Raw genomic sequence first — 24,251 nt, 5'->3', positions numbered from 1 at the left:
GGATGGGCTAACCCGGCCCTAAAGGACCGGGTTAGCGCCCAAGAATCAGGTCAAAGGTGTGCACTGCGCGATACGCAAGCGGGACCTCGCGTGACCCGGGCATCATGATGTGCCCCGGACGTTCAGACCCGGAACGGTGACAGGGCGGCGCGGAATGCGGCTGCCTGCGTCATGGCCGGCTCGGCGAGGTGACGACCGCGGCCTCGCCCGCCGCCAGGGTCAGGGCCGTCCGTTTTCCGGTGGCCCGCACCACGGCCGGGTGGAAGCCCGGCCAGGTACCGTCGGCAGCCACTTGCCGTCCGTCGATGCGCACTTGTGGAGCGTCGAGCGTTCGGCCGCTGCCGTCGGGATCGTACGGCGTCATGCGGTCGATCTCGGCTCGCGCGCCCTTCAGGGGCACGGTGACACTCACCGGGTGGTCGGTCTTGTTGATGACGAAGAGGCGGTGTTCGCCGGAAGCGGTGGTCAGCTCCCAGGTCTCGGGCGTCCGGTCCTGCGCGCTGGCGGTGGTGACCGTTGCCGGGCGCAGGCCCCAAGTGCCCTGCGCGAAGCGGGCGAACAACAGCATCGCGTAGTAGAGGGGCGCGGCGCCGGGCGCTCCCATCGTCTCCGTGGGGTCGTAGTCGATCGCGTTGTAGTAGGCGTTGCCTTCCTCGGGATGGAAGAAGGCGCGAACCTCGGCATTGTGGAAGTTGACGCCCTTGACGGCGGTGGTGCAGCTCGCGTTCGCCTCCGGCTGGTCCGGAGGGCGTGGGCAGGCGGTGTGGAACATCAGCGACAGGGCGTACGTGGCGGAGGCCGCGACGTCGCTGACGCCGGCCGCACCGCGGTTGGCCGCCGTGCTGGTCTCCTCGAGCCGGTAGCCGAGACCGTGTGCCGCTGCCTCGTTGGCGTGGGCGTAGACCTCGTAGTCGAGGCTCGCAAGGTGCTCGTCGGAGAGCAGAGCGGTGGTACTGGCGCAGCGGTAGGGCTTGTTGGTACAGGTGCGGGCCAGCGGATAGAAGTGGTCGGAGGCCCACGCGCCGAAGGCGCCGGCCCGCGGTGACATGAGCGGCGCCCCGGTGTCCAGGATCCGCGGCCAGTCGTGGAAGTAGCGGGTGGCGGCGGTCGGGTCGGCGAGGGTCGTCCAGGGGAGGATGTCCTCGCTGGTGTTGGGGGCAATGACGGGGAAGGGTCCGGAGACGGACGGGTCCGCGTACGTGGCCAGGTCGCCGAGGTAGCGGTCGAGATCGGCGCCGTAGGACAGATCCGGCTCGTTCCCGAGCTCGATGCCGGCTATCTCCTTCGCGGCTGCGCCGGGGAAGACCGGCTCGACCCCCTGGGTGAGGAACGTCCTCGCGTGCTCCGGGCCGGCCCACGGCTTGGCGTCGGTCGGCGGGGACATGGCGGTGCCGAGGACGGCGCCCCAGCGAGGCGTGCCGTGGCTGTCGTGAGGCACCTTGCCGGCGGCGTCCAGCGTGGACCGTACATACGCCAGATCCTCCGGCGTGATCACCCGGTCGGTGTTGACGGCCTTCGCGTCGAAGGGCATCTGGTCCTGTGAGGAACCACCGATGCGGAGGATTCCGGTCTGCAGGTTGCACAGCAGGTTGACGAAGGCCGGCCGGGCGGAGGGATTCATGTACCGCTCGACCAGGGACCATTCGATGCTGAGTCCCACGAAGTGGTCGGGGATCCGGCCACCGTGGGCCGGGGCAGGTGCCGGCACAGGGGCGGCTGCCTGTGCCGCCGTACCCGGTGTGGCTGCCGCGGCGGCCAGGGCGAGGGCACAGGCAAGCGCTCGTGCCGTACGCCCGCGACGTGTGCGGTGCCGTTCCATGCCGCTCCTTCGCTCGCAGGCCACGCTCACCGGCGTGGGCCGTGCCTGTGTGAAGCAATAGGTGGTGGGTGGGAGCCGATCCCGTCGACTGGGTTCCGCATCTGAGGCACCCGGCCGACGGGCATCACCCGCTCCCAGGGTCAGTCGGCGGTCGCTGCGGTGGGCGTGGGCGCCTGAACTGCTGCCCCGTCGGGACCGTCGGAGGACACCGCGGCGACTATCGCGTCGGCCTCGTCGTTCGGCTCGGGCTTCAGCAGACCGAGCCCCACGTACACGACGAGTGAGGTGACCAGCGGTGTGGCCACGAGCCATGTCTGACTGGACGGTTCGATGCCGTACTTGAGCAGGAAGTACGCTCCCAGACCGAGCGCCCACGAGCTGATCGCCGCGATCGGGCCGCAACGGCGGAACGCCGGCAGCAGGCCGAGGAGCATGGGGATGGAGATCGGCCCCATGACGGCCGCGACCAGGGCCACGATGATGCCGAGGACGCCGCCGAAGTGGTCGGCCTCGATCGCCACGATCATGCTGATCGACACGAAGACGACGGTGCACACGCGGGCGGCGAGCAGTCCTGCCTGGGTGCTCATCGTGCGGGCCCGTCGGGAGACGACCGGCAGGATGTCACGGGTGATGACCGCCGAGATGGCGTTGGCGTCGGACGAGGCCATCGCCATGGTGTGCGAGAACATCCCCGCGAGCGTGAGGCCGACGAGCCCCGCCGGCAGATACGCCTTCGCCATCAGCGCGTACACCTGCTGCGCGTCGGCGACGTGCGGCATCAGCACCGCGGCTGCGACGGACGGGAACAGCAGTACAGCCGGCCAGATCAGGTAGAGGACGGCGGACAGACCGGCCGAACGGCGGGCGGAGCGGGCGGAGTCGGTGGCCATGTAGCGCTGGGCCAGGTTCCACATGCCGCCGTTGTACTCGAAGAGCTTGATGACGATGTACGCGGTCAGGAAGCCGGCCGTCCACTGCCCGACCAGGGGGTGCGTGTGCCCGTCGGGCAGCTTGTCCCACATCGAACCGAGGCCGGAGAACCCGCCGAGCTTGACGATCACAGCGATGAGCATGGCCAGCGCCGCGACACCCTGGATGACGAACTGTCCGAAGTCGGTGAGGGCGTCCGCCCACAGGCCGCCGACCGTGCAGTACAGCAGGGTGACGACTCCGGTGATGAGGATGCCGGTGGCCATCGGCATGCCGGTGAAGACGTTGAGCAGGATCGCCACCGAGGCCCACTTGGCGGCGACGTCGAAGACCTTCAGCAACGCGCCGCTCCAGGCGAGCGCCTGCTGGGTGGGGATGTTGTAGCGCTTCGCCAGGTATTCCAGCGGGGAGACCACGTGGAAACGGGACCGCAGCCGGTTCCAGCGCGGCGCGAACACGAACGCGCCGGCGCCGGTGGCCAGCGCCAGCGGCACGAACGCCCAGACGTAGACGGTGATGCCGTAGCTGTAGGCGACGGCCGCGTACGCGACGAACACGGCCGCGCTGTAGCCGGACATGTGGTGGGAGATGCCGGACAGCCACCACGGCATCTTGCCGCCGCCGGTGAAGTAGTCACCGACGCCGCTGATGCGGCGGTGCGACCAGAGACCTATCAGCAGCATCACCAGGAAGTAGCCGGCGAGGGCTGCCCAGTCGAGCCATGCCATGAGAACTCCTTATGAGGAGGCCGTCGCCTACCAGCGCGGCGAGCGGATCCGGTATCCGGGGTGAAGCCGTTGCATGTAGCCGGTGTCGTCCCTGTTGCGCAGTCCGCAGGCCAGGTACTGCTCGTGCAGGCGGGCGAGCGCGTCGCGGTCGAGCTCGATCCCGAGGCCGGGGGTGCGCGGCACCCGTACCGCACCGTCGTGGAAGGCGAAGACGCCCGGCTGGATGACGTCCTCGTCCTTCCATGGCCAGTGCGTGTCGCAGGCATAGCTGAGATGGGGCGTCGCCGCGGCCAGGTGGGTCATCGCCGCAAGGCTGATGCCGAGGTGCGAGTTGGAGTGCATGGACAGGCCGAGACCGAACGTCTCGCAGATGCCGGACAGCAGCTTGGAACGGTGCAGCCCGCCCCAGTAGTGGTGGTCGGAGAGCACCACCTGCACCGCGTCCTGGGCGACGCCGGGCGCCAGTTCGTCGAAGGCGACGACGCACATGTTGGTGGCCAGCGGCATGGGTGACTGGCGAGCCACCTCTGCCATGCCCTTCTGACCGGGCGTCGGGTCCTCCAGGTACTCCAGGACGCCGTCGAGCTCGGCAGCGACCTTCAGCGATGTGGGCACGGACCAGGCGGCGTTGGGGTCCAGGCGCAGCGGATGGCCCGGGAACTCCGCCCGCAGGGCGCGTACGGCCTCGATCTCCGCCTCGGGCGGCAGGACGCCGCCCTTGAGCTTGATGGCCGTGAACCCGTATGCGTCGATCATGCGCCGGGCCTGGGCGACGATGCCGTCGGCGTCGAGCGCCTCGCCCCACGCGTCGGTTTCGGCCCCGGGATGGGCCGCCCACTTGTAGAAGAGGTAGGCGCTGAACGGCACTTCGTCCCGGACCGCGCCGCCCAGCAGGTCGGATACGGGCCTGCCGACGGCCTTGCCCTGGATGTCCAGGCAGGCGACCTCGAAGGGCGAGAAGACCCGGTCGACCGTCGAGCTGGAGGTGATCAGTCCGGTGAGGCCACTGCCGTCCGCCGCGGTGTCGCCGGCGAGTCCGGCCGCGATCCGCTGGTACATGGCGCCGAGCGCGTACACGTCCATGCCCGTGAGTGCGCGGGCCGCCCGGTCGAGGCGGCGCAGATGGCCCTCGTCCGCGTAGGTCTCGCCCAGGCCGGTGAGCCCCTGATCGGTGGTGATCTCGACGATCGCCCGCAGCGCGTACGGCTCGTGGACGCCCACGGCATTGAGCAGCGGCGGGTCGCGGAAGGCGACCGGAGTGACGGTGATGCCGGTGATCGGCAGTCGGCCGGTCATCGCACACCCGCCCCGGCGCACGCGGCCAGCCCGGCCTCGGTGATCCGGCGCAGTTCGTCGAGATGCTCGGGAGCCGGGTCGACGAGCGGCGGCCTGACACCGCCGACGTCGAGCCCGCGCTGTCGTACGCCCGCCTTCACCAGCGATACCGCATAGCCCGGAACTTTCTCCCGCAGGCTGACGAGCGGGTGGAAGAACGACGTCAGCAAAGCGTCGACCAGCTCAGGGTCGGCTTCGCGCACCGCGTGGTGGAAGGCGAGCGAGATCTCCGGGGCGAAGCAGAAGACCGCTGAGGAGTACAGCTCCACGCCGAGGCCTCGGTAGGCGGCGACGGTTGCCTCCGCCGTGGGCAGGCCGTTGAAGAACTGGAACGGCTTGTCGGCGCCGCGCAGTTCGCCGCGGACCGCGGAGAGGATCCGCGAGAGGTGACCCAGGTCGCCGACGCCGTCCTTGAACCCCGCGACGTGAGGCAACCGGGCGACGTCCACCGCCGAGGCGGAATCGAAGCGGGCGTTGTCGCGCTGGTAGACCACCAGCGGCAGCTCTGTGGCGGCCGCGACGGACGCGACGTACGCGACCAGGCCCGCGGCGGGCGACTTGACCAGGTAGGGCGGCAGCAGGAGCAGGCCGTCCGCGCCGGCGTCGCGAGCCGCCCGGGCGAACTGCCTGGCGAGCGGCAGCGGCCCGCCCGTACCGGCGTACACCGGCACCCGCCCGGCTGTGACCGCGACGGCGACGCGTACGACCTCGGCGTACTCCTGGGGCTCCAGGGCGTGGAACTCGCCGGTGCCGCAGGCCACGAACACGCCTCCAGGTCCTGCCTCCACACCGGCGCGGACGTGCTTCGCCAGGACGGAGGTGTCGACCGCGCCGGAGGCATCGAAGGGGGTGACGGGAAAGAACAGCACGCCGTCGAGATTCGGCACCAGGAAACCCCTCGCAGAGCTGAGGATTTATATGTGAACGAAAACCATGCTTGCAAACGCCCGGCGTGGACTGTAGGGATCCGGCCGACAGCGGGTCAACCCCTTTGCATCGTCTAAGGTCCTCGCATGGCCCAGGTGATACGCAAGCCGACTGTCGTGGACGTCGCCCGTGTGGCACAGGTGTCGACGGCGACCGTTTCGCGCGTTCTCAACGGCAGGCGTGTGGCGGATCCCGAACTCGTGCACCGGGTACGGCTCGCGGCTGCCGAGCTCAACTACCGGCCCAGCGGCACCGCGCGCAGCCTCAAGGCCGGCGTCACCCGGCTCATCGGCGTCGTGGTGCCCGACCTGGGCAATCCCTCGTTCTCCGAACTCCTGCGAGGGCTGGCCGACGCCACCGGCGCCCAGGATCACCGGCTGCTGGTCGCCGACGCCAAGGAGAGCCAGGACGAGGAGCGGGCGCTGATCCAGGAACTCGCCCTGCACTGCGACGGCTTGGTGCTCTGCTCGCCGCGGCTGCCGCTCGAGGACCTGGCGCAGCTCGTGGCGACCCCGATGGTGTGCACCAATCGCGAGGTCGGCGACCTGTCGATGAGCTCGGCCGGCGTGGACTCGTACGCCGGCATGGCCGCGGTCGTGCGCCACCTCGCCGAGCTCGGGCACCGGCACCTCGGCTACCTCGCCGGCCCGTCGACGTCCTGGTCGAACGCCGAGCGCCAGCGCGCCTTCGAGGACACCACCGCCTCCCTGCGGCTCCCCCGGAGCGTGGTGCAGGCCGGCTCCACCAGCGACGACGGCCATCGCACCTTGCCCGAGTTGCTGGCGGCGGGGGTGAGCGGCGTCATCGCCTTCAACGACCTGGTGGCGATCGGCGCGCTGGCCCGGCTGCGCGAACTGGGCCTCGATGTGCCGGGGGACATATCGCTGGCCGGGTTCGACGACATTCCGGTCGCCGAATTCCTCGCGCCGCCGCTGACGACCGTACGACTGCCGACCGAGGAGGTCGGCCGGCATGCCTGGGCTCTGCTGCGCGACCAGCTGGAACGGGCCGGCCGGCACGGCACGGTGCGGCTGCCGACCGAGCTCGTGGTGCGGGCGTCCACGGGCGCGGCCACCGGGGCCTGAGCCGCGTCTTTCGCAATCGCCAATTCTGTCGCAGGCGTTGACACGGGACGCGGCGGCGCGGGAGGGTCCGCCGACGACGAGAAAACGTTTACTCGATGGATCTTGTTCGTCGAGGCGTCCGCCCCGTCCAAGGAGCCCCAGCCATGCGTCTTCGCCCAGCGCCTTCAACGCTCGCCCGCACGGCGGTCCTTGCATCGGCCGTCGCCCTGCTCGCTTGTACGGGACAGGCCGTCGCGGCCCCGGCACCCGACAACTCGGCCCTGACAGCGGCATCCTTCGCCCTGGACGCCACCGGGTCGCCCTCAGGGGCCAGGTTCGACAGCGGCATGCAGGGCTTCTCCGTCGAGTCCGCGGACTTCGCTCACGGTTACCTCACCGAGGACCTGCTCGCGGAGCGGCTCAAGACCCTTGGCCCGCACGGCGTACTGCGCCTCGGCGGCTACTCCATGGACCTCGTGTGGCCCGCGTTCGGCGCTGCCGCCGACGATCCCGCCCCGGCGCAGGCCATCGGCGGCACCGTCGACCAGTCGGACCTCGACGGCCTCAAGAAGCTGTTGGACTCGACCGGCTGGAAGGTCACGCTGGGCGTGCCGCTGAAGTCCCTGATCGACCCGGCAAAGCTGAAGAACCCCGCGAAGGACCCGGCTCCGCAGGTCACGATGGACCAGGTGGTGGGTGAGGTGAAGGCCGCCCACGCCACCCTCGGCGACGACCTGCTCTCCGTCGAGGTGGGCAACGAGTACGACAACGTCACCACCCTCACCCCGGCAGAGATGTGGTCGACCGTCAAGCACTACCAGGCCGAGATCGACGCCGCACTGCCGCACGCGCACCTGAAGATGACCGGCCCGTCGGCCAATACGGCCCTCACCAACTCCGTCATCGAGGGATTCGCCGACGCCGCGCTCGCCGACGGCGCCGACGCCCCGCGGCGGACCCTGGCCGAGATGGCCTCGCATCTGTACGCAGGCAGTCACTGCGGCACCTCGACCGCCACGATGGCCCAGCTCATGTCGCCCGACACCTACCTCAAGGCCCGCACCAAGCTCCAGGGCATCAAGGCCGTAGGTGACCGCCTGCACCACACCGTGCCGATGACGCTCAACGAGTCCAACAGCGCCTCCTGCAGCGGCCAGCCCGGCGTGAGCGACGCCTACGGGTCCTCGCTCTGGGCGCTGGACCACCTCCTCGAAACATCCCAGAACGACGTCAGCCGTCTCCTCTTCCACACCAACACCGCAGCAATCTGCGGTGACTTCAAGGCCCGGGACTCGACCGACTACCCCATTTCGTACCGCTACTACGGGGCCTTCTGCGCCGCCGACCAGGCACAGCTCGACGCCCACCAGCTCTCCGCCTCGCCTCTCTACTACGGCCTGTGGGCCTTCCGTCAGCTCCCGAAGGGCCACTTCGTCGACCTCGGACTGCCCGACGACGCCCTGGGCGAACTGCGTGCCTACGGGATCGAGAACGAGCACGGCAAGCTGCACCTCGTCCTCATCAACGTCCAGGACCCGGCCGCGGCGGACGCCACCGACGACACGGTCACGGTCAAACTCCCCCGCGGCATGCGCACCGCCCGCGCCACGACCCTCGTCAGCTCCGCCTCCGGCGGCCTCACCTCCCTGGACGCCGGCGCCATCACCCTCGGCGGCGCCAGGATGACCCCCGCGGGAACCGCGGACCGGACACCGCACAGCACACCGGTGCGGGTCGGCGCGGGCACATCGACCGTCACCGTGGCCCCGGGCAGCGCGCAGATCATCAGCGTCTCCCGCTGACCGGTCAGGCTGCACAGCATCCCTGACCGACCGCGTGGCCGGCCGACCGCGCGGCGTGGCGGAGCAACACCTCGTCGCGCGGAACCGGGTCTCCTGCGGTCGCGGCGGCGCCGTCGCCCGGCAACCCGTCATCGGTGCCCGGAGGGGTACTCGTCCACCCCACCGATGTCTGCACAAACTCTTTCCGGCGAGTCAGTCGTCCGTACCCCCCGCCCTCGGCGGCGCCCGCCTCGATGTGACCGACGTACTTCGCCATCTGCGCCGAGACGTGCTGGGCCTCCTGCTGATCCGGGGCCCAAGCGGGGCCGATGGCACCGCGGACGACGGCCGCCGAGCGGTACCGGCGGGGCACCCCGTCCCGGACCCGCAGCCGCTGCCGTACCGCTGAACATCCCCCCGATCGCGCCACCTCGCCACACCGCCCATCCCCACGAAGGAGACGCAGTGACGACCAAGACAGCCACACCCCTGCGGCGGCACCTCCGCGCCGCCACCGTGTTCGCCGTGACGGCCGCGGTCGTCGGGCTGCTGCCCGCGACCTCGCAGGCGAACGTGAACAGGTACACGGTCCAGCCGAACTCCCCCAAGCCGGCGGCGTGCAACAACTCCGGCACCGTCCCCGCCGGCACCTGGCTGCAGAACAAGCCGTGCGGCTACTGGGTCGGCACCGCCATAGCCGGCTCGTCCTTCGACGTCCACCAGACGAACGCCAGCAATTACCACTACGGGCGCAGCTGGGGCGGCAACAACATCTGCGGCTGGATCCCGCCCGGTGCCCTCGGCTCCAGCCCGACCGCGTCGGTCTCGGAGTCGTGCAGCGACGCGACCAAGGACGACATCTCGCACCGCCGGACGGTCGGCTACAACTTCAATGCGGCCGCGCACGCGGCCACGGACGGCACCGCGATCACGGTCGACCCTGCGTGCACGGCCTACTACAACTACTACACGACGAGCGCCTACAGCGACGGTTCACTGCGCGATGCGGCGGGCCACCCCGGCTCCACGGTGATGTACCGCTTCACGACGAACGGACCGAACCCGGCGATCGTCGTCCGCGACAGCGCGATCGGATGGATCTTCCTGAGCAGCTCGTGCGTCACCGACTGGCGCGGCATCACCTTCTTCAACGACAACGACTGACACCTCCCAAGGCGGTCAACTCCGCAGGGCGTCTGCGGGGTTGCTACCGCCTGGTGGTCGGGCCGGGCCGCGAAACACGGCCCGGCCCGGCAACCTGCGGAATGCAGCCGCGCTGCAGGGCCAAGGGACGGCGACCAGAAGGCTTCTGACACGCTCCCGCCGCCCGGCGCCGCCCCGGGCCGCCCCGATCACGCCGGGTCGCGCGCACTTCAGTTCCCTCCGGCCACCGAGAGTTCGCGCCCGAGCAGTGCGGGCAGGGCGCGGGCCAGGTTTCGTTCGTGGATCTGCGACGTGCCCTCGTAGATGCGCAGGGCCGCACATCGCGCCACATCCGCGGGACCGGGTTGTCGCTGACGATGCCGTCGCCGCCGAGGCCTTGCGCTCGTTGACGTAGTCGATGGCCATGCGCAGCGCCGCCGTCGCGGTCGCCTGCGCGCTGATCGCGATCGTCAGTCGTTCCTGCGGCAGGTTCGCGGTGAGCATGGCGAAGGTGTGGCCCTCGGCGCCGAGCACGTTCGCGGCCGGCACACGGACGTCGTCGAAGTACAGCTCCGCCGTGTCCTGCGCCTTGAGTCCCATCTTGTCGAGATTTCGGCCGCAGTTCCCCCATCACGAGCGGGATGCCCGCCATCGACCCGAGCGGGACGACCTCGGGCAGTTCGGTCTCCGTCCCGGGCGGGAGGAGCAGTACGAACTTCTGCGAGACCAGGAACTCGTCCGCGAGCCCGTCGCGCGGCACCGGCAGCATCGTCACGCCCAGCTCGCAAGCCCCGGACCTGACCAGTTCGAGGACGTCGGAGATGTGGTCGCGCTCGTCCACACGCAGGCTGACGTTCGGGTTCTTCACCCGGAAGTTGGCCACCCACACCGACAGCGGATCGGTCGAGATGTCCGACAGCGCCGCGATGTCGATCCGGCCTCGCTCCACATCCCGCACTTCGCGCACCGCCTGACGCGCGGAGTCCATGTCCCGCAGGATCTGCCGGGCCGGACCGACCAGCGCCTCGCCTGCAGGAGCCAGCACCAGGCCCCTGCCCACGCGGTGGAACAACTCGGTGCGCAGGTCCTTCTCCAGTTTCCTGACGGCCTGCGAGAGCGACGGCTGGGCCACGCGCAGCGCGGCGGCGGCCCGGTTCACCCCGCCGTTGTCGACAACAGCGAGGAAATACTCCAATTGACGCACATCCATCCCCGATACCTACGCCGCCCTGGCTCACCTGGGCCCGCTGCCCGGGGGATCGGCATGTGAGCTGGTCAGCCCGGTCGCCTGGGCACTCGTCGCGTCGTACGAGTCGCCTCCCCGCCCCGGCCCGCGCGACCTGAGCGCGTACGCCGTACAGGAGACACGCGCGGTGCGGGCCCAGCGATCCGCACCGCGGTGTCCACGCTGCCCGCGGCGTCGACGCGGCCGCCGCCGGCTGCCCTCCCGACAGGCGCGATCTGCCCGACAGTGCATTAATGACATGAACCATCCGGCCGCATCCGTTCCTGGCCGCAGGCACATCCGCTGCATCCGCTACCCCAAGAATTGGAGCAGGTGAATCCGGCGGCCGAGGTCACGGTCGAGATCAATAGGGCCACGGTGTCCCGTCAGGCGCTGTGGCGGCAGTCGCAGGTCATCGAGCTCGATGGCCACTACAAGGCGGTCGACGATCTGTACCAGCTCCGCATGGGCGGGAGCCCGAACAGGTGAGGATGCCGATGCCCGCTCACGATGAGCCTCTCCTCACTGTGGATGCTCATGGCCAGATCGTGGAGTGGAGCGTCGCGGCGGAACACCTCTTCGGCCGTCCGGCGGCTCACGTCCTGGGCCGCAGTGTGTTCGACGTCGTCAGTGCCACGACGGCCCGGGAACGGTCCTGGCGCATCGTGCCGCTGGCGCCGGAGTCACCCGAACGGACCTGGGGGGTGTGGCAGGACCGGGACCAGGACGACGGCGGAGAAGGAGGGGAAGGCAGCGTCGGGGGCGAGGACCTGCCCGAGCTGGGTGAGGCGATTCTGGACGCCGTGTTCACCGAGGCGGATATCGGTCTGCACTTCGTCGACCCACAGCTGCGGGTCCTTCGGGTCAACCCTGCTGCCATCGGGATGCGCGGCGTCCCCATGGAAAGCGTCATCGGTCTCCCCGCCACGGAGGCATACGCCTCCATGGGTGTGCAGATCGACGAGAACATGCTCCGTCAGGTCCTCGACACGGGACGTCCCGCACGTGACGTTCTGATGCGGAGCCGGCCACCCGCCGACCCGAGGCATGAGCACGTCTTCTCGGTCTCGGTCCACCGCGTGCGCAACCGGGCGGGCCGCACCATGGGACTCGTGGCGACGGCGACGGACGTGACCGCGCGAGAGCGCGCCCAGTCCCGTCTGCGCCTGCTGCACCGGGCCCGCGAACAGATCGGGCGCACTCTCGACGTGGAGCGCACGGCCCGCGAGCTGGTGGACGTCACGGTGCCGGACTTCGCCGACAGTGCAGTGGTGGCACTCACCGACGCCGTGCTACAGGGCAAAGCACCGGAACTCTCGGCTCACAACGGCGAGTTGCTGCTGCGCTGCGCCGCGGCGGGCAGTACCCGGGCCGACCACCCGCCACCGGCGACGGGTTCGGCTCTGCTGCCCGCACTGTTCGGCCCGACGCTGCCGTCGTCGGTGGCCATCCTGCCGGAACGCGAATCGGAGGGCGCCGGCCCGGACAGCACTCCGTACGGCCCGCCGCTTGTGGCGCCGCTGTCGGCTCGGGGCCAGATCTTCGGGGCTGTCGTCTTCGAGCGCGAGCGCGGCAGGGAGCAGTTCACTGCCGGGGACGTGGACCTGGCGAAGGGCATCGCCACGCGCGCCGCGAGCAGTCTGGAGAACGCGCTGCGCTTCACCCGCGAGCACATCGTCATGACCGCGCTGCAGAGCTGGCCCATCGGGCAGGAACGGCAGACCCAGCGGGCCGCCGAGATCGCCCAGCGCCACCGCGCGGGCGGCAGCGGCGCCGGATCGTGGTTCGACGCTCTGCCCCTGCCCGGCGCCCGCGTCGCGCTGGTGGTGGGGCAGGTCGAGCACCCGGGTCTGAGCGCGGTCGCCACCATGAGCCGGCTCCGGACCGCTGTCCAGGCCCTGACCACGCTGGACCTGGACCCGCACGAACTCCTGGCCCGGCTGCACTCCACCGTCCTGCGGCTCGCCCGCGAGCAGAAGAGCGCGCAGGGCAGCATCGACAAGCCCACCGTGCACTGCACCATCGCCGTCTACGACCCCGTCAGCGGACGGCTCGACGCCGCACGGGCCGGCCGCTCGATGTTCACGGTCGTGCGCCCGGACGGCACCGTGGACACCGCCCCCCTGCAGGAAGGCCCACTCCTGGGAGAGGAAGGCCCCCCGTTCGCCTCCACCAGCCTCGTCCTGCCTGAGGGAAGCACGGTCTGCCTCGCTTCCCCGGCGGCCACCCGCGAGCAAGGCCCCACGCGCCGCAGCCTGGCCGCCGCCCTCTCACATCCGGATCACGGACCACAGCAGATGGCCGACGACGTCCAACGCCTTCTGGCGCCTGACCGTGTCCTGCTCGTCGCACGCACCCGGCACCTGGCCCCTGACGAAGTGGCCCAGTGGGATGTGCCGCCGGAACTCCAGGCGGCCCGACCGGCCCGGGAGCAGACACAGACACGACTGCGGGAATGGGGCCTCGACGTCGACCTGTTCACCGCCGAACTGGTCGTCAGTGAACTGGTCACCAACGCCATCCGCTACGGCACTCCCCCGATCGCCCTGCGCCTGATCAGAGGGGAGAAAACACTGACGTGCGAAATCGACGACGCCTCGCTCACCGCCCCCTATCCCCGCCACGCCAAGGCAACGGACGAAGGCGGACGCGGACTGCACATCTGCGCAACACTCGCCAAGAGCTGGGGAGTTCGTTTCCGCGACGACGGCAAGACCGTCTGGGCCATCCTTGACGCGCAGTCCACCGAGCCGGATGCCGGATGAACCAGCTGTCCACCAGCCGGCACGGGCGGCCGCCTCCAGCAGGCTCTGGAGGCGGCCGCCCGTGCCGGCTTGCGCGTGGATCCGGCGGCACTTTGCTGCCGGTTGCCGTCCGTTCTCGCCGGTGGGGACTACTGCCAGACGCGGATGTAGTCCACGTACATGGTGGACGTGTAGTCGAGCGGTGCGTCCTCGATGTTGCCCTGGGCGTACGGGATGACCTCGTGGGACGCGATGGGGAACTCTCGGACCTGGCTGATGAGGTTCGGGTCGGTGATGGTGCGGACCACGGTGCCGTCGTAACTGAACGTCATCCGGGTGGAGGTCCAGTCGAGTGTGACGGTGTGGTACCAGGTGGTGTCGTGCAGGCCCGGGGCGCTCACGGTGGTGCCGGACTGCTGGTGGTCGGCGCCGTATCCGTCCCAGTGGACGGTGACGCCGTACTGGCTGGAGGTGCTGAAGGTCTCCATGATGTCGATCTCGGCGCCGTCCCGTGCCGTGCCGTCCACCACGCCACCGGGGGTCACCCCGTTGCTGGCCTGCAGCCACGCGGCAGCCAAGTGCCCCTGTGTCGGGGGGACATGGATGCTGTACTCGATGGTGCCGAAGGTGAAGTCGAACCGGCCCTGGCTGTCGATGCGGCCGCCGCCGTAGGTGCCGTCGCCGACGTTGCTGATGTCGATGGCGAGCGCACTGTTCGTCACCCGGACGTTGGAGGCCTTGTACCAGTAGTCGCCGCGGTCGACGTCGAGGACGTTCCACTTGCCGGTGTCCACGCTGCTGCCGGTGAACTCGTCGCTGAAGACGAGTGTGGACGCGGCCCGTGTCACCGAGGGCCCGACATGCGGTTGCGCGTCGAGCGGGGTCGCCGGGTCGACCAGCGCCGGCCGTGCGCTCGCGACGGCAGGTCCGGCGGCGTAGGCAAGGGTTCCCGGCACTGCGGCGACGGCCCCGGCAGCGCCCACGGTGCGCAAGAGGCTGCGGCGTGACATCCCGTTGTCGTGCATCTGTCCTCCTGAGTTTCGGCTCTGGACCCTGTGCACACCCGGTGTGGGGTGTCTCTGCGTGAAGTCGACGCCGGCGAGGCACTCACGACAGCACGGCGGTGGCCCTGCCGGCGTGCGTGGTCACCGTCACCCGCACCGGGTCGGTGCCTGACGGGGGTACCGCGTGCAGCACACCGTTGGACAGGACAGTGATCCCGGCGGCGGGCACGCCGTCGAAGTCGACCCGGGTGCCGGGGCCGAAGCCATGGCCCGCCACCAGGACATCACCGCCGTCCGTCGCCTTGTGGGCGTAGCCGACGCCGGGCACCGTCGATGTCGTCAGGCGCTGCCACCGGCCGGTCAGCCCGGCCTGTGCGACGGTGTCGGCGGGCAGGTCGGCGGCGTCCGGCGCACTGGGGATGGCCCGGTTTCCTTCGATGCGGGTGTCCACCGGTACGGGCGGTGAGCAGTGGAACTCGCCGGTCAGGCCGGACTGGACGTTGCCGACGTAGTCGAGGTGGCCGGTCGTCTGGCAGCCGCCCTGCGCCTGCTTGGCGCCCCACTCCAGATTTCCGGTCCAGTTCAGCCACTGCGCGCCGGCGTCGTCGTACCAGGTGAAGTTGACGTTGCCCTGGTCGTAGGCGACGTTCCCCGACACGGTCAGGCCGTGCGCGATGCTCGCGGCCCGGTCCACCGAACCGTCGGCGGCCTTGACGGTCTGGCCCTGATGCCCTTCGACGTACACCGCGCCACCGTCCTTGAGGACCTGCATGTAGCGGTGGATCAGGTTGTGGCTGATGGTGTTGTCGCTGTTGATGTTGGTGGTGTTCTCGGGGTGTGCGGCATTGTCGACGTGGCCCTGGATGACTCCTGCGGAGATGCCCGTGTACGGCAGGTCGCGCAGTTCGTTGTGGGTGACGAGGGTGTGCTGGGTGAAGAAGAGCGTGATGCCGGCCGCACTGGGGTAGTCGGCGCCGGCGTGGTGGATGAGGTTGTTCGTCAGGGTGTTGCCCGAGTTGATCTCACGGTCGTCGGCGCCGGCGTCGGAGGGGTTCGGATCGGTGGTGCTGCCGAGGATGATGCCGTTCCCGGAGATGTCGGCGAAGGTGTTGCCTTCGACGGTGTTGTCGCGGCTGCCGTGTTCGAGGACGAGTCCGGCCGCGCCGAGGTGGGTGAAGGTGTTGCCGCGCAGGACGATGTCGTGCGCGGCGGTGAAGTGCACGTTGCCGGGTTCCCGGGTGAGCGCCCCGAACGGGCAGGTGCCCGGTGGCGTACCGAAGGTGCAGGTGCCCTGCGGCCGGGCGGGGTCGTCCCCGGTGAGTCGCAGGTTGTCCTGTACGTCGGCGAATCCGGCGGGGCTGCTCGGCTCCAGCCAGGTGGCGTACGCGAAGTCGAGGCCGGAGAAGGTGAGGTTGCGCACCGGTGAGTCGAGCCTGCCGGCGCCCTTCACGAGCGTGCTCAGGCGGGGTACTTCCACGTCGAGGGAGTGGACGTCGGCACCGGCGGCGGGGATGTAGTCGAGGACGCCGCGCTCCTGGTCCACGTACCACTGTCCGGGATGCAGGAAGGGGTAGGCGTTCTCGACGCGGGTCGGCGGGGTCCCCGCCTTCATCGAGGGCAGGGAGCCCGATGCCTGGGTGAACGTCGGCCGTTTCGTGACGTTGCCCCAACATGGCTGCTGCATCAGCAGAGTTGAGGCCTGTGTCGACTCGATGCGGCAGCGGGACTGGGTCCAGGGGCCGTTGCCGCCGGTGTAGACGAACTCGACCCTGCGCAGTGCGTCCGCGCCGACGGTGGCGAGCAGGTCCTGTCCCCAGGTGGCTGGTGCGGTCGTGTAGCCACCGTTCGCCGCGGCGAAGGACAGGTTCAGTTCGGCCGGGGTCGCCTGGGAGATGGGCGCGCGTGTGCCGTCGACGTACACCTGACGGGTGTCGAGGCCCTTGGGCAGCGGGGCCTCCCAGATGTTCTTGTCCTTGTCGCGCAGCGTCCACTGTGTGACCTTGAGCGCCCCGCTGAGCACCGGCCGCGCACCGTGGGCGGCCGTCCACGTGACCCGGTGGGCACCGCGGCCGGAGTCCTCGGGCCCGAACTCCAGTGGCTTGTCGAGGCGGTACGTGCCGTCGGCCAGTTCCACCACGACGTCGCGTGCCCGCCCCGACGGAAGCAGATGCCGCACCCGCTCCTTGGCGCCCTCCACCGAACACGGGTGCCCGGACGAGCATGCGGTGCCGCGGCCGTCGGGGGCGGCGTGCAGCACGGCGGCGGGCGGTTCACCGGCTGTGGCGGCGCCGGCGGGAAGCAGGACGCCCGCGAAGGCCGCGGCGATGGCCAGGGGCGCAACGGCCTTGGTACGTCTCAGACTTGACATGAGGCAGCGGTGCGACATCAGGAGGTCCCCTGTCGGTCGTCGGTGGCGAGGGCGAACACGTGGATCAGCGGGGCCTTGGCGCCGAGCGGGCCCGACGCGGTGGGCAGGGTGACGGAGACAAGTCGCTTGGCGTGGTCGGCGTCGACGTGGACGGCGTACAACCGCGCCGGACGACTGGTCTGGGCGCGGCCGCTGCCGTTGACCTTTCCCGCGTCGGCGGCGATCACTGTGGTGGACGGAATCGTCGTGGCGCCCCAGTCGGGCACGGTGATCTCGCTGGTGGAACTGGTGCCATCGGCGTAGGCGAGCGTGACCTTGCCGGTGATGCCGGCGGATGTCCCGTACGTCCCGGTGACCAGGAGCCCGACGCGGGCCGCGTGGCCGGCGAGGGGGATGCGCTGACCGTCGGCCACGGCGTTGTCCCGGTCGGTGGCGGTGGGCGACGGCAGGGCGAAGGTGAATCCGTCCGTCGAGACCGTGCGGCCCCGCTCGACGCCCGCTGCCGCGAGGGCCACGGCGGACAGGCTCGACTGCGCGCCGTCGATGTCACCGGGCTGCGGGTTGCCGTCCCGCGTGATGCCGATGTTGTCGTAGGCCTCGGTCAGGTCCCGCGGCGGCACGGCCGACCGTGCCGAGCCGCGCACCCTTCGGCTTCCCTCACTGACGGCGAAGTCGGCCGTCGCCGTGAACCGGTAGGGGCCCGCGTGCGCGGCCTCGTCGGGACTGACGGTGAACCGCACGGTGCGGCGCTGATGCGGCGGGACGGTCACGTGCTGCGCAGGAATCGCACGCGCCAGGGCGGTGTTGTCGCGGGCGTGCCGCACGGTCAGGCGCACCTCGACGCGGGGCAGGGCCCGGCCGGTCGTGTTCGTCACCTCTGCCTCGACGAGGCTGCGGTGGCCCTGCGACAGGTCGCTCGGCGCGCTCACGGTGACGTGTACGTCCTGCGGGGCGGCGAGCACCTCCAGTTCGGCCAGGACCGGTTTGGCCTTCGCGGCGCCGACGAGGCGCACCCACCGGTAGGTGTGCGAGGTGTCCACGGGCAGCGTCTGCCAGTCGCGGGTCGGCGTCCACTCCACGCTCGTCAGCGTCGTGCACCCGCTGTCGGGTCCGGCGGAGCAGCCCTCGATCCTGGCTCCGACCAGCGAGGACAGGTCGGCCGTCGATGCACTCCGGGGCAGCAGCCGCGCGGCGGCCGGGCGCACCGCGCCGTGTTCCCCGAGATCGAGGCCGACGGCCGCCCCCTCGGTGTCCGCGGCGAAGGCGGTCGCCGGGTCGCCGTCGGCGGCGTTCGCAGCGCCTTCGGGTCCGTACGCCGTGGCGCCCACCGGCCGCGCGTCGGGGTCCGCATGCTCGGCGACACCGGGAGCGGTCCCGATGGTGTCCGCCATCTCCTCGTAGTCGAGGTAGCTCTCCCTGCGCGGACTGCCCCACGCGGTGGAGGCGAGGATCTGGAGCGGACGCCGCAGATAGGACAGGGAGTACGCCTCGGGCGCCGTGTACTGGCGGTCGCCCCACTGCGCCATCTCAAGGCCCTGCACCCGGTCCGAGGTACTCACCGCGTACGTGCGGTAGAGCGCGTCGTCGTCCGGGATGTACTGGCCGTTGGCCGTGCCCGGCATGGCCTTGGGGACGACGTACAGGCGCGAGAACTCGTTGCTCACCACGACGTCGTAGCCCTGGTCGATGAAGGTCTGCTCGTCGCCCAGCCACGCCTGGACGCGGATGTCCTTGTCGACGGTGACCGAGCCCGCTCCCCCGGCCTGCGGCCACCACCCCCAGATCTGCATCTTCTTGCCGTGCCGGGCGAGGAGCGCGTTGAGGTGGTTCTCGTACGCGAGGAAGACGTCCTGGGTCTTGGAATAGCCCTGCGCCTTTGCGTACGCGGCGAGTTCGGGACACTTGTCCTGCGTGGCGGCGCGTGGTGTCTCGTCACCACCGAGGTGGATCACCGGTGAGTCGAAGAGGTCCACGATCTTCTCGGCGATCCCGTCGAGCCAGGCCACGTTCTGCGGCTTGGTGATGTCGACGGTGAACCCGGGATCGACCCGGGCGGTGTCGATGATCGCGTTCATGGAGGCGCAGTCCCAGCGCAGGCTCGGCCGGTACTTCGACATCGCGGTGGCGTGCCCCGGGATGTCGAACTCCGGGAGCACGGTGACGTGGTAGCGGGCCGCGTAGTCCTGCACGGAGCGGACATCGGCGGGGGTGTACGACTGCGCTGCCGCGAGCCCCTCGTAGCCGGGCAGGTCGAGCCGGAAGAACTCCGAGTCGGTCAGGTGCCAGTGCAGGGTATTGAACTTCGTCCACGCCAGCTGGCGGATCGTCTGCTGAATGGACTCCACCGACCAGTACGTGCGCGCGGTGTCGATCATGAGCCCCCGGGTCCGCTGCGCAGGCATGTCGCGGGTGGCGCCAACCGGGAGAGAGGCGTGGTCATCGGAGGTCTTCAGTATTTGCTCGACCGACTGCTCCGCATAGAAGGCACCGGCATTGCCGTCACCGGAGAGGCGGACCGAGTCCCGGGTCACCTCGATCCCGAACCCTTCACCGTCGCCGTCCCGCGCGGTGACCTCGACGTCACCCTTGCGCGCCGCGCCTCCGGCGACGACCGGCAGTCGCCGGACGCCCAGCGCGGCCAGGTCCACGGCGAACGTGCGCGCGTCGGCGACCAGCCGGGAACCGGGCGCACCGTCAACGACGATCCGCGACCGCCGAGTGAGCGTGAACTGGCCGCTTCCGCCTGACCAGTTCTGCAGAGGCGGCACCACGGAGGGGGCGGTGGTGACCTCCGCGGGAGCCGCCGCGGAGGCGCCACCGGGGGCCGCCAGGGCCCCGAGGACCGCGAGTGCGGCCACAGCCGCGTTTATCAACCGACCTGCCCTGCGCGGCACTTGGCCACCTCCGAGGCTCGTGGTGTAGACCACGTGAACTGGAGGGGAGGTTACTGAGTCAGCCCCGGCAGCGCCAGAGCGACGGCAGAGAAACCTCCTCAAGACCTCCGATCAATCGGACAGGCCGGACGGAGACAGGAGTTGACCGGGCAGCGACACGAGCTCACGGAGACTCCCGCCATCGCGAACCCGACCGATCGTGAGCGCAGTACGTGACCGCCCGCCCGAGGATCCGACGACCAGGCCTCGCAGTAGCCGGCGGCACCCCTTCAGACGTCGGGTGCGAGTTGCCGCCGCAACTCGCCGCCCCGGTCCGCCCATTCCGCTGTTCGCGATGCACCCCACCTCGAGCCCGCCCTCGAAAGGGGGTTGGGCCACGAGACCCCTCAGGACCTCTTTCTCCAGGACATCCGCGACTGAGAACTAAACGGGCTCGGAGTGATCGCGGGGACATGCCGCCGAGGCGTCGGCCGCCGAGTCCACCGCCCCGCCTCCCACGCTGTCGTTCCTGCCGCCTCCTCGTACGAGAAGGACGCTGAGTGCGGCCAGAATTCCGACCACTGTCAGGCCGACCAGGCCGCCCTTGGTGGAACCCGTCGTGGTCTCCAGGATGCCGAAGGCGGTCGGGGCGACGAAGCCGCCCAGGTTGCCGATGGAGTTGATGAGCGCGATGCCCGGGGCTGCGGCGCGGGCGTCCAGGTAGTTCTGCGGAATGGTCCAGAAGATGGGGGATGCCGGCTTGAAGCCGACCGCGGCTATGCAGAGGGCGCCGAGGCCGAGCCACGGCGAGACGTAGACGGCGAGGAGCGTGCCGAGGCTGCCGATGAGCAGCAGCGTGATCAGCAGGGGGCGGCGCTTGCCCGTGCGGTCGGAGACCCGGCCGGAGACCCAGACGGCGGCGATCGCGAACAGCCAGGGGACGGAGGTGAGCAGGCCGACCTGGAACTCGGAGAGGCCGCCGATGTCGTCGACGATCGAGGGGAGCCAGAACGTCACCGCGTACAGGGCGACGTTGATCGCGAAGTAGATCCAGAGGAAAAGCAGCACCTGGGGGTCGGCCAGCAGCTTCCAGCGGGAGACCTTCGCGGTGCCGCGCTTGCTTTCGCGGGCGGCCTGTTCGGCGTCGATCGTGGCTACGAGGCCCTGCTTCTCCTCGTCGGTGAGCCAGTCGGCGCTCTCGATGCTGTTGTCCAGGAAGCGGTGGACGACAAAGCCGAGGACGACCGAGAAGAGGCCCTCGATGAAGAACATCCACTGCCAGCCGGCGTGACCGAGGAGGCCGTGCATCTCCATGAGCGCGCCGGAGATCGGGCCGACGATGACGGTCGCCGTGCCGGAGCCCATGAGGAAGACGGAGGTGGCGCGGCCGCGGTGGGAGTCGGGGAGCCAGCGGGAGAAGTAGTAGATGACTGCGGGGAAGAAGCCCGCTTCCGCGACGCCGAGGAGGAAGCGCAGCACGTAGAACATCTCGGCGCTGTTCACGAAGGCCATGGCGGTGGCCACGACCCCCCAGCTGATCATGATCCGGGTGAGCCAGATCCGTGCGCCGAATCGCTCCATGAGGATGTTGGAGGGCACTTCGAAGATCGCGTATGCGATGAAGAAGATGCCCGCGCCGACACCGAACGCGGCTGCCGACAGACCGGTGTCGGCGCTCAGTTCGTCTTTGGCGAAGCCGATGTTGACCCGGTCCATGTAGTTCACGACGAACATGATGAAGAACAGCGGGATGACGCGCTTGAAGATCTTCTTGATGGCGGACTCGACGGCCGGGGGGTGCTGCACGGCGCCGTTGACGACGCTCTGGGGTGCTGCGGACACGAGCGGCTCCGATCGTGATGCGGGGTACGGCAGGGGGCGGGAGTCGCCGGAGACCGGAAAGGGGGACTCCCCGGCGGAGAACTCCCGCAACCAGAGCCGGGAACCGGGATGGACGAACTCCCGTCTCCCGTCAGGCAGTTGGTGTCACCAGCGGGGGAAGGGCGGGGCTTCCCAGGCCGGGGCGGCGACGCGCATCGCGGCCGCGTCGTCGCGTTCGCGCATCGTGCCGTCGTCGTCGAGCCAGCGCTGGTGCAGGACGGCGAGCCTGTCGCGGTCGAGGGTGACGCCGAGGCCCGGGGCGTCGGAGACGGTCACCTTGCCGTCCGTGAAGGTGATCCGTTCGTTCAGCACGTCCTCGGACTGCCAGGGGTAGTGCGAGTCGCAGGCGTGGTGCAGGTTCGGCACGGTGGACGCCACGTGTGTCATCGCGGCGAGCGAGATGCCCAGGTGGGTGTTGGAGTGCATCGACACCCCGACGCCGAAGGTGCGGCATATGGCGGCGAGTTCGCGGGTGTTGCGCAGGCCGCCCCAGTAGTGGTGATCGGACAGGACGACCTGGACGGCGTCGCGCGTGAACGCCTCCTTGACCTCGTCGAAGGTCGTCACACACATGTTGGTGGCGAGTGGCACGTCGGTGCGGGCGGCGACGGCGGCCATGTTGGGCGTACCGAGAGTGGGGTCCTCCATGTACTCCAGGACGTCCTGCAGCTCCTCGATGACCTTGACGGAGGTCTCGACGGACCAGGCACCGTTGGGATCGAGTCGCAGCGGGCTCGAGGGGAACGCCTCGGCGAGGGCGCGTATCGCCGCGATCTCCTGCTCGGGCGCGAACACGCCGCCCTTGAGCTTGAAGGAGCGGAAGCCGTAGCGCTCGGTGAACTTGCGTGCCTGGTCGACGATGCCGGCCGGGTCGACGGCCTCGCCCCAGTCGTCCGCCTCGGATTCGACGCCCTTCGGGTGCTCGCCCCACTTGTAGAAGAGGTAGCCGCTGTACTCGACGGCGTCGCGCACCTTGCCGCCGAGCAGGGCGTGAACCGGCAGGCCCTGTGCCTTGCCGAGCGCGTCCAGGCAGGCGACCTCGAAGCCGCAGACGACGGACAACCGCAGCTTGTCCGCGGTCTGGACGCCTCGCAGGCCACCCACGTCCACCTGGTTCGTCACCCGCTCCTCGGCCACCGCGACCTCGTCCGCGAGGGTGAACAGGCCGTTGAGGTCCGCGACGGACCGGCCGACCAGCTTCTCGGCGTAGGGGCGGGCCAGCTCCAGGTACTTGGTGTCGCCGTAGGTCTCGCCGAGGCCGGTGATCCCGTCCGCGGTGGTGATTTCGATGATCAGGCGGGGGGTGTACGGCTGGTGCACGCCCTGGGCGTTGAGCAGCGGCGGGTCGGCGACGAGGATCGGGGTCAGCCGGACGTCGGTGATCGTCAGGTCGTTCATCGGGCGGCTCCAACGAGGTTCAGGCCGGTGGTGAGCAGTGTTTCGAGGTCGGCGAGGTCCGAGGGGGTCGGGTCGGTGAGGGGCGCACGGACCGGTCCGACGGGGCGGCCGCGCAGTCGGGCCGCCGCCTTGACCAGGGACACCGCATACCCGGGCCGCCGGTCTCGCAGCTCCACGAAGGGCACGTAGAAGTCGGCGAGCAGCTTGTCGACGCGGCTGTTGTCGCCTGCCGACAGGGCCTGGAAGAAGGCGTCGGCGATCTCCGGGGCGAAGGCGTGGACGGCTGAGGAGTAGGCGGGGATGCCGACCGTCGCATAGGCGCGGGCCTGGAGCTCTGCGGTCGGGGCGCCGTTGAAGAAGAGGAAGCCGTCGGGGGCGGCGAGGGTGCTGCGCTGGAGCCGGTCGAGGTCGCTGTGGCCGTCCTTGAGGCCGATGACGCCGGGGATCGCGGCGATCCGGCGCACGGTCTCCGCGTCGTACGTCACGTGGTCGCGCTGGTAGGCGATGAGTGGCAGCCGGGTGCGGTCGGCGATCCGGCGGAGTTGCTCGACCAACCCGTCCTGCGGGGCCTTGTTGAGGTAGTGCGGCAGGACGAGGAGCGCGTCGGCTCCGGCGTCTTCGGCGATACGGGCGAAGCGCAGCGCCTGGGCGTAGCCGTATCCGGTCCCGGCCACGACCGGGACGCGGCCCGCCGTCACCTCCACCGCGGTCGCGACGACCTGGCCGTACTCGTCCTCGTCGAGCGCGCTGAACTCGCCCGTGCCGCAGGCCGGGAAGAGCGCGCCGGGGTTCGTCTCCAGTTGCCCGGCGAGATAGCCGCGAAAGCCGTCGAGGTCGAGCGATCCGTCGGCGTGGAAGCTGGTGAGCGGGAAAGACAGCACGCCCTGGGCCATGCCGTCGCGCAGCCGGGCCGCAGTGCCGGCGAGGGGGGTCCGAGTCACCATGCTGTCTCCGTATGTAGATGACGTTCGCACATGGGGATGGACAGTAGGCTCGGGAACCCACCCCGTCAATGGGTTCGAGCAAGC

General features: G+C 70.1%; 16 protein-coding genes. 5 read left to right on the top strand and 11 right to left on the bottom strand.

The features are described from left to right. Positions 1-169: 169 nt before the first annotated feature. From ACZ67T_RS29130 to ACZ67T_RS29115, 4 genes are all read right to left on the bottom strand, one after another. Entirely contained in the window at positions 170-1,819 is a 1,650-nt protein-coding gene (locus ACZ67T_RS29130) for a hypothetical protein (protein ID WP_469987971.1), read from the bottom strand. A 140-nt stretch (positions 1,820-1,959) separates the two neighbouring features. Beyond that, the gene (locus ACZ67T_RS29125) at positions 1,960-3,480 is read right to left on the bottom strand and encodes a sodium:solute symporter family protein (RefSeq protein ID WP_469987970.1); all 1,521 of its coding nucleotides are present in this window, start codon (positions 3,478-3,480) and stop codon (positions 1,960-1,962) included. Positions 3,481-3,507: 27 nt separating this feature from the next. Beyond that, on the bottom strand, positions 3,508-4,776 hold the full coding sequence (locus ACZ67T_RS29120; protein ID WP_469987969.1) for a glucarate dehydratase family protein: 1,269 nt from the start codon (positions 4,774-4,776) through the stop codon (positions 3,508-3,510). Then, entirely contained in the window at positions 4,773-5,702 is a 930-nt protein-coding gene (locus ACZ67T_RS29115; protein ID WP_469987968.1) for a 5-dehydro-4-deoxyglucarate dehydratase, read from the bottom strand. The genes ACZ67T_RS29120 and ACZ67T_RS29115 overlap by 4 nt, the downstream gene beginning before the upstream one ends. Before the next feature lie 126 nt (positions 5,703-5,828). On the opposite strand from ACZ67T_RS29115, the gene ACZ67T_RS29110 reads away from it, so the two are divergent. From ACZ67T_RS29110 to ACZ67T_RS29100, 3 genes are all read left to right on the top strand, one after another. Next, on the top strand, positions 5,829-6,827 hold the full coding sequence (locus tag ACZ67T_RS29110) for a LacI family DNA-binding transcriptional regulator (protein ID WP_469987967.1): 999 nt from the start codon (positions 5,829-5,831) through the stop codon (positions 6,825-6,827). Between the two features lie 143 nt (positions 6,828-6,970). Then, the gene (locus ACZ67T_RS29105; protein WP_469987966.1) at positions 6,971-8,608 is read left to right on the top strand and encodes a glycosyl hydrolase family protein; all 1,638 of its coding nucleotides are present in this window, start codon (positions 6,971-6,973) and stop codon (positions 8,606-8,608) included. Positions 8,609-9,052: 444 nt separating this feature from the next. Further along, entirely contained in the window at positions 9,053-9,751 is a 699-nt protein-coding gene (locus ACZ67T_RS29100; protein WP_469987965.1) for a hypothetical protein, read from the top strand. Between the two features lie 43 nt (positions 9,752-9,794). On the opposite strand, the gene ACZ67T_RS29095 is transcribed toward ACZ67T_RS29100, so the two are convergent. Further along, positions 9,795-10,940 (bottom strand): LysR family transcriptional regulator, encoded by a 1,146-nt coding sequence (locus ACZ67T_RS29095; RefSeq protein WP_469987964.1) that lies wholly within the window; start codon positions 10,938-10,940, stop codon positions 9,795-9,797. 339 nt (positions 10,941-11,279) lie between these two features. On the opposite strand from ACZ67T_RS29095, the gene ACZ67T_RS29090 reads away from it, so the two are divergent. Together ACZ67T_RS29090 and ACZ67T_RS29085 are read left to right on the top strand one after the other, a co-directional pair. After that, positions 11,280-11,444 carry a hypothetical protein gene (locus tag ACZ67T_RS29090; RefSeq protein ID WP_469987963.1) on the top strand — a complete coding sequence of 55 codons (165 nt, stop codon included), beginning with the start codon at positions 11,280-11,282 and terminating at the stop codon, positions 11,442-11,444. 8 nt (positions 11,445-11,452) lie between these two features. After that, on the top strand, positions 11,453-13,720 hold the full coding sequence (locus tag ACZ67T_RS29085) for a SpoIIE family protein phosphatase (protein ID WP_469987962.1): 2,268 nt from the start codon (positions 11,453-11,455) through the stop codon (positions 13,718-13,720). Positions 13,721-13,848: 128 nt separating this feature from the next. Here ACZ67T_RS29085 and ACZ67T_RS29080 read toward each other — a convergent pair whose 3' ends face one another. The 6 genes from ACZ67T_RS29080 to ACZ67T_RS29055 all read right to left on the bottom strand — a co-directional run bounded on the left by ACZ67T_RS29080 (position 13,849) and on the right by ACZ67T_RS29055 (position 24,167). Then, positions 13,849-14,724, bottom strand: a complete 876-nt coding sequence (locus ACZ67T_RS29080) for a glycoside hydrolase family 16 protein (RefSeq protein ID WP_469987961.1) — start codon at positions 14,722-14,724, stop codon at positions 13,849-13,851. An 82-nt stretch (positions 14,725-14,806) separates the two neighbouring features. Further along, on the bottom strand, positions 14,807-17,071 hold the full coding sequence (locus tag ACZ67T_RS29075) for a right-handed parallel beta-helix repeat-containing protein (protein WP_469987960.1): 2,265 nt from the start codon (positions 17,069-17,071) through the stop codon (positions 14,807-14,809). Between the two features lie 17 nt (positions 17,072-17,088). Continuing rightward, on the bottom strand, positions 17,089-19,929 hold the full coding sequence (locus ACZ67T_RS29070; RefSeq protein ID WP_469987959.1) for a family 20 glycosylhydrolase: 2,841 nt from the start codon (positions 19,927-19,929) through the stop codon (positions 17,089-17,091). Between the two features lie 459 nt (positions 19,930-20,388). Continuing rightward, positions 20,389-21,786: an MFS transporter gene (locus ACZ67T_RS29065; RefSeq protein WP_469987958.1), complete on the bottom strand. Its 1,398-nt coding sequence runs from the start codon at positions 21,784-21,786 to the stop codon at positions 20,389-20,391. Between the two features lie 144 nt (positions 21,787-21,930). Then, positions 21,931-23,223 (bottom strand): glucarate dehydratase family protein, encoded by a 1,293-nt coding sequence (locus ACZ67T_RS29060; protein WP_469987957.1) that lies wholly within the window; start codon positions 23,221-23,223, stop codon positions 21,931-21,933. After that, positions 23,220-24,167: a 5-dehydro-4-deoxyglucarate dehydratase gene (locus ACZ67T_RS29055; protein ID WP_469987956.1), complete on the bottom strand. Its 948-nt coding sequence runs from the start codon at positions 24,165-24,167 to the stop codon at positions 23,220-23,222. Before ACZ67T_RS29055 ends, ACZ67T_RS29060 begins: the two co-directional genes overlap by 4 nt. Between the last annotated feature and the right edge of the window lie 84 nt (positions 24,168-24,251).

It is taken from the genome of Streptomyces sp. NPDC107517 (assembly GCF_055582645.1).
Note: the sequence above shows the minus strand (reverse complement) of the source record. Positions and strands in the feature narration are given on the sequence as shown.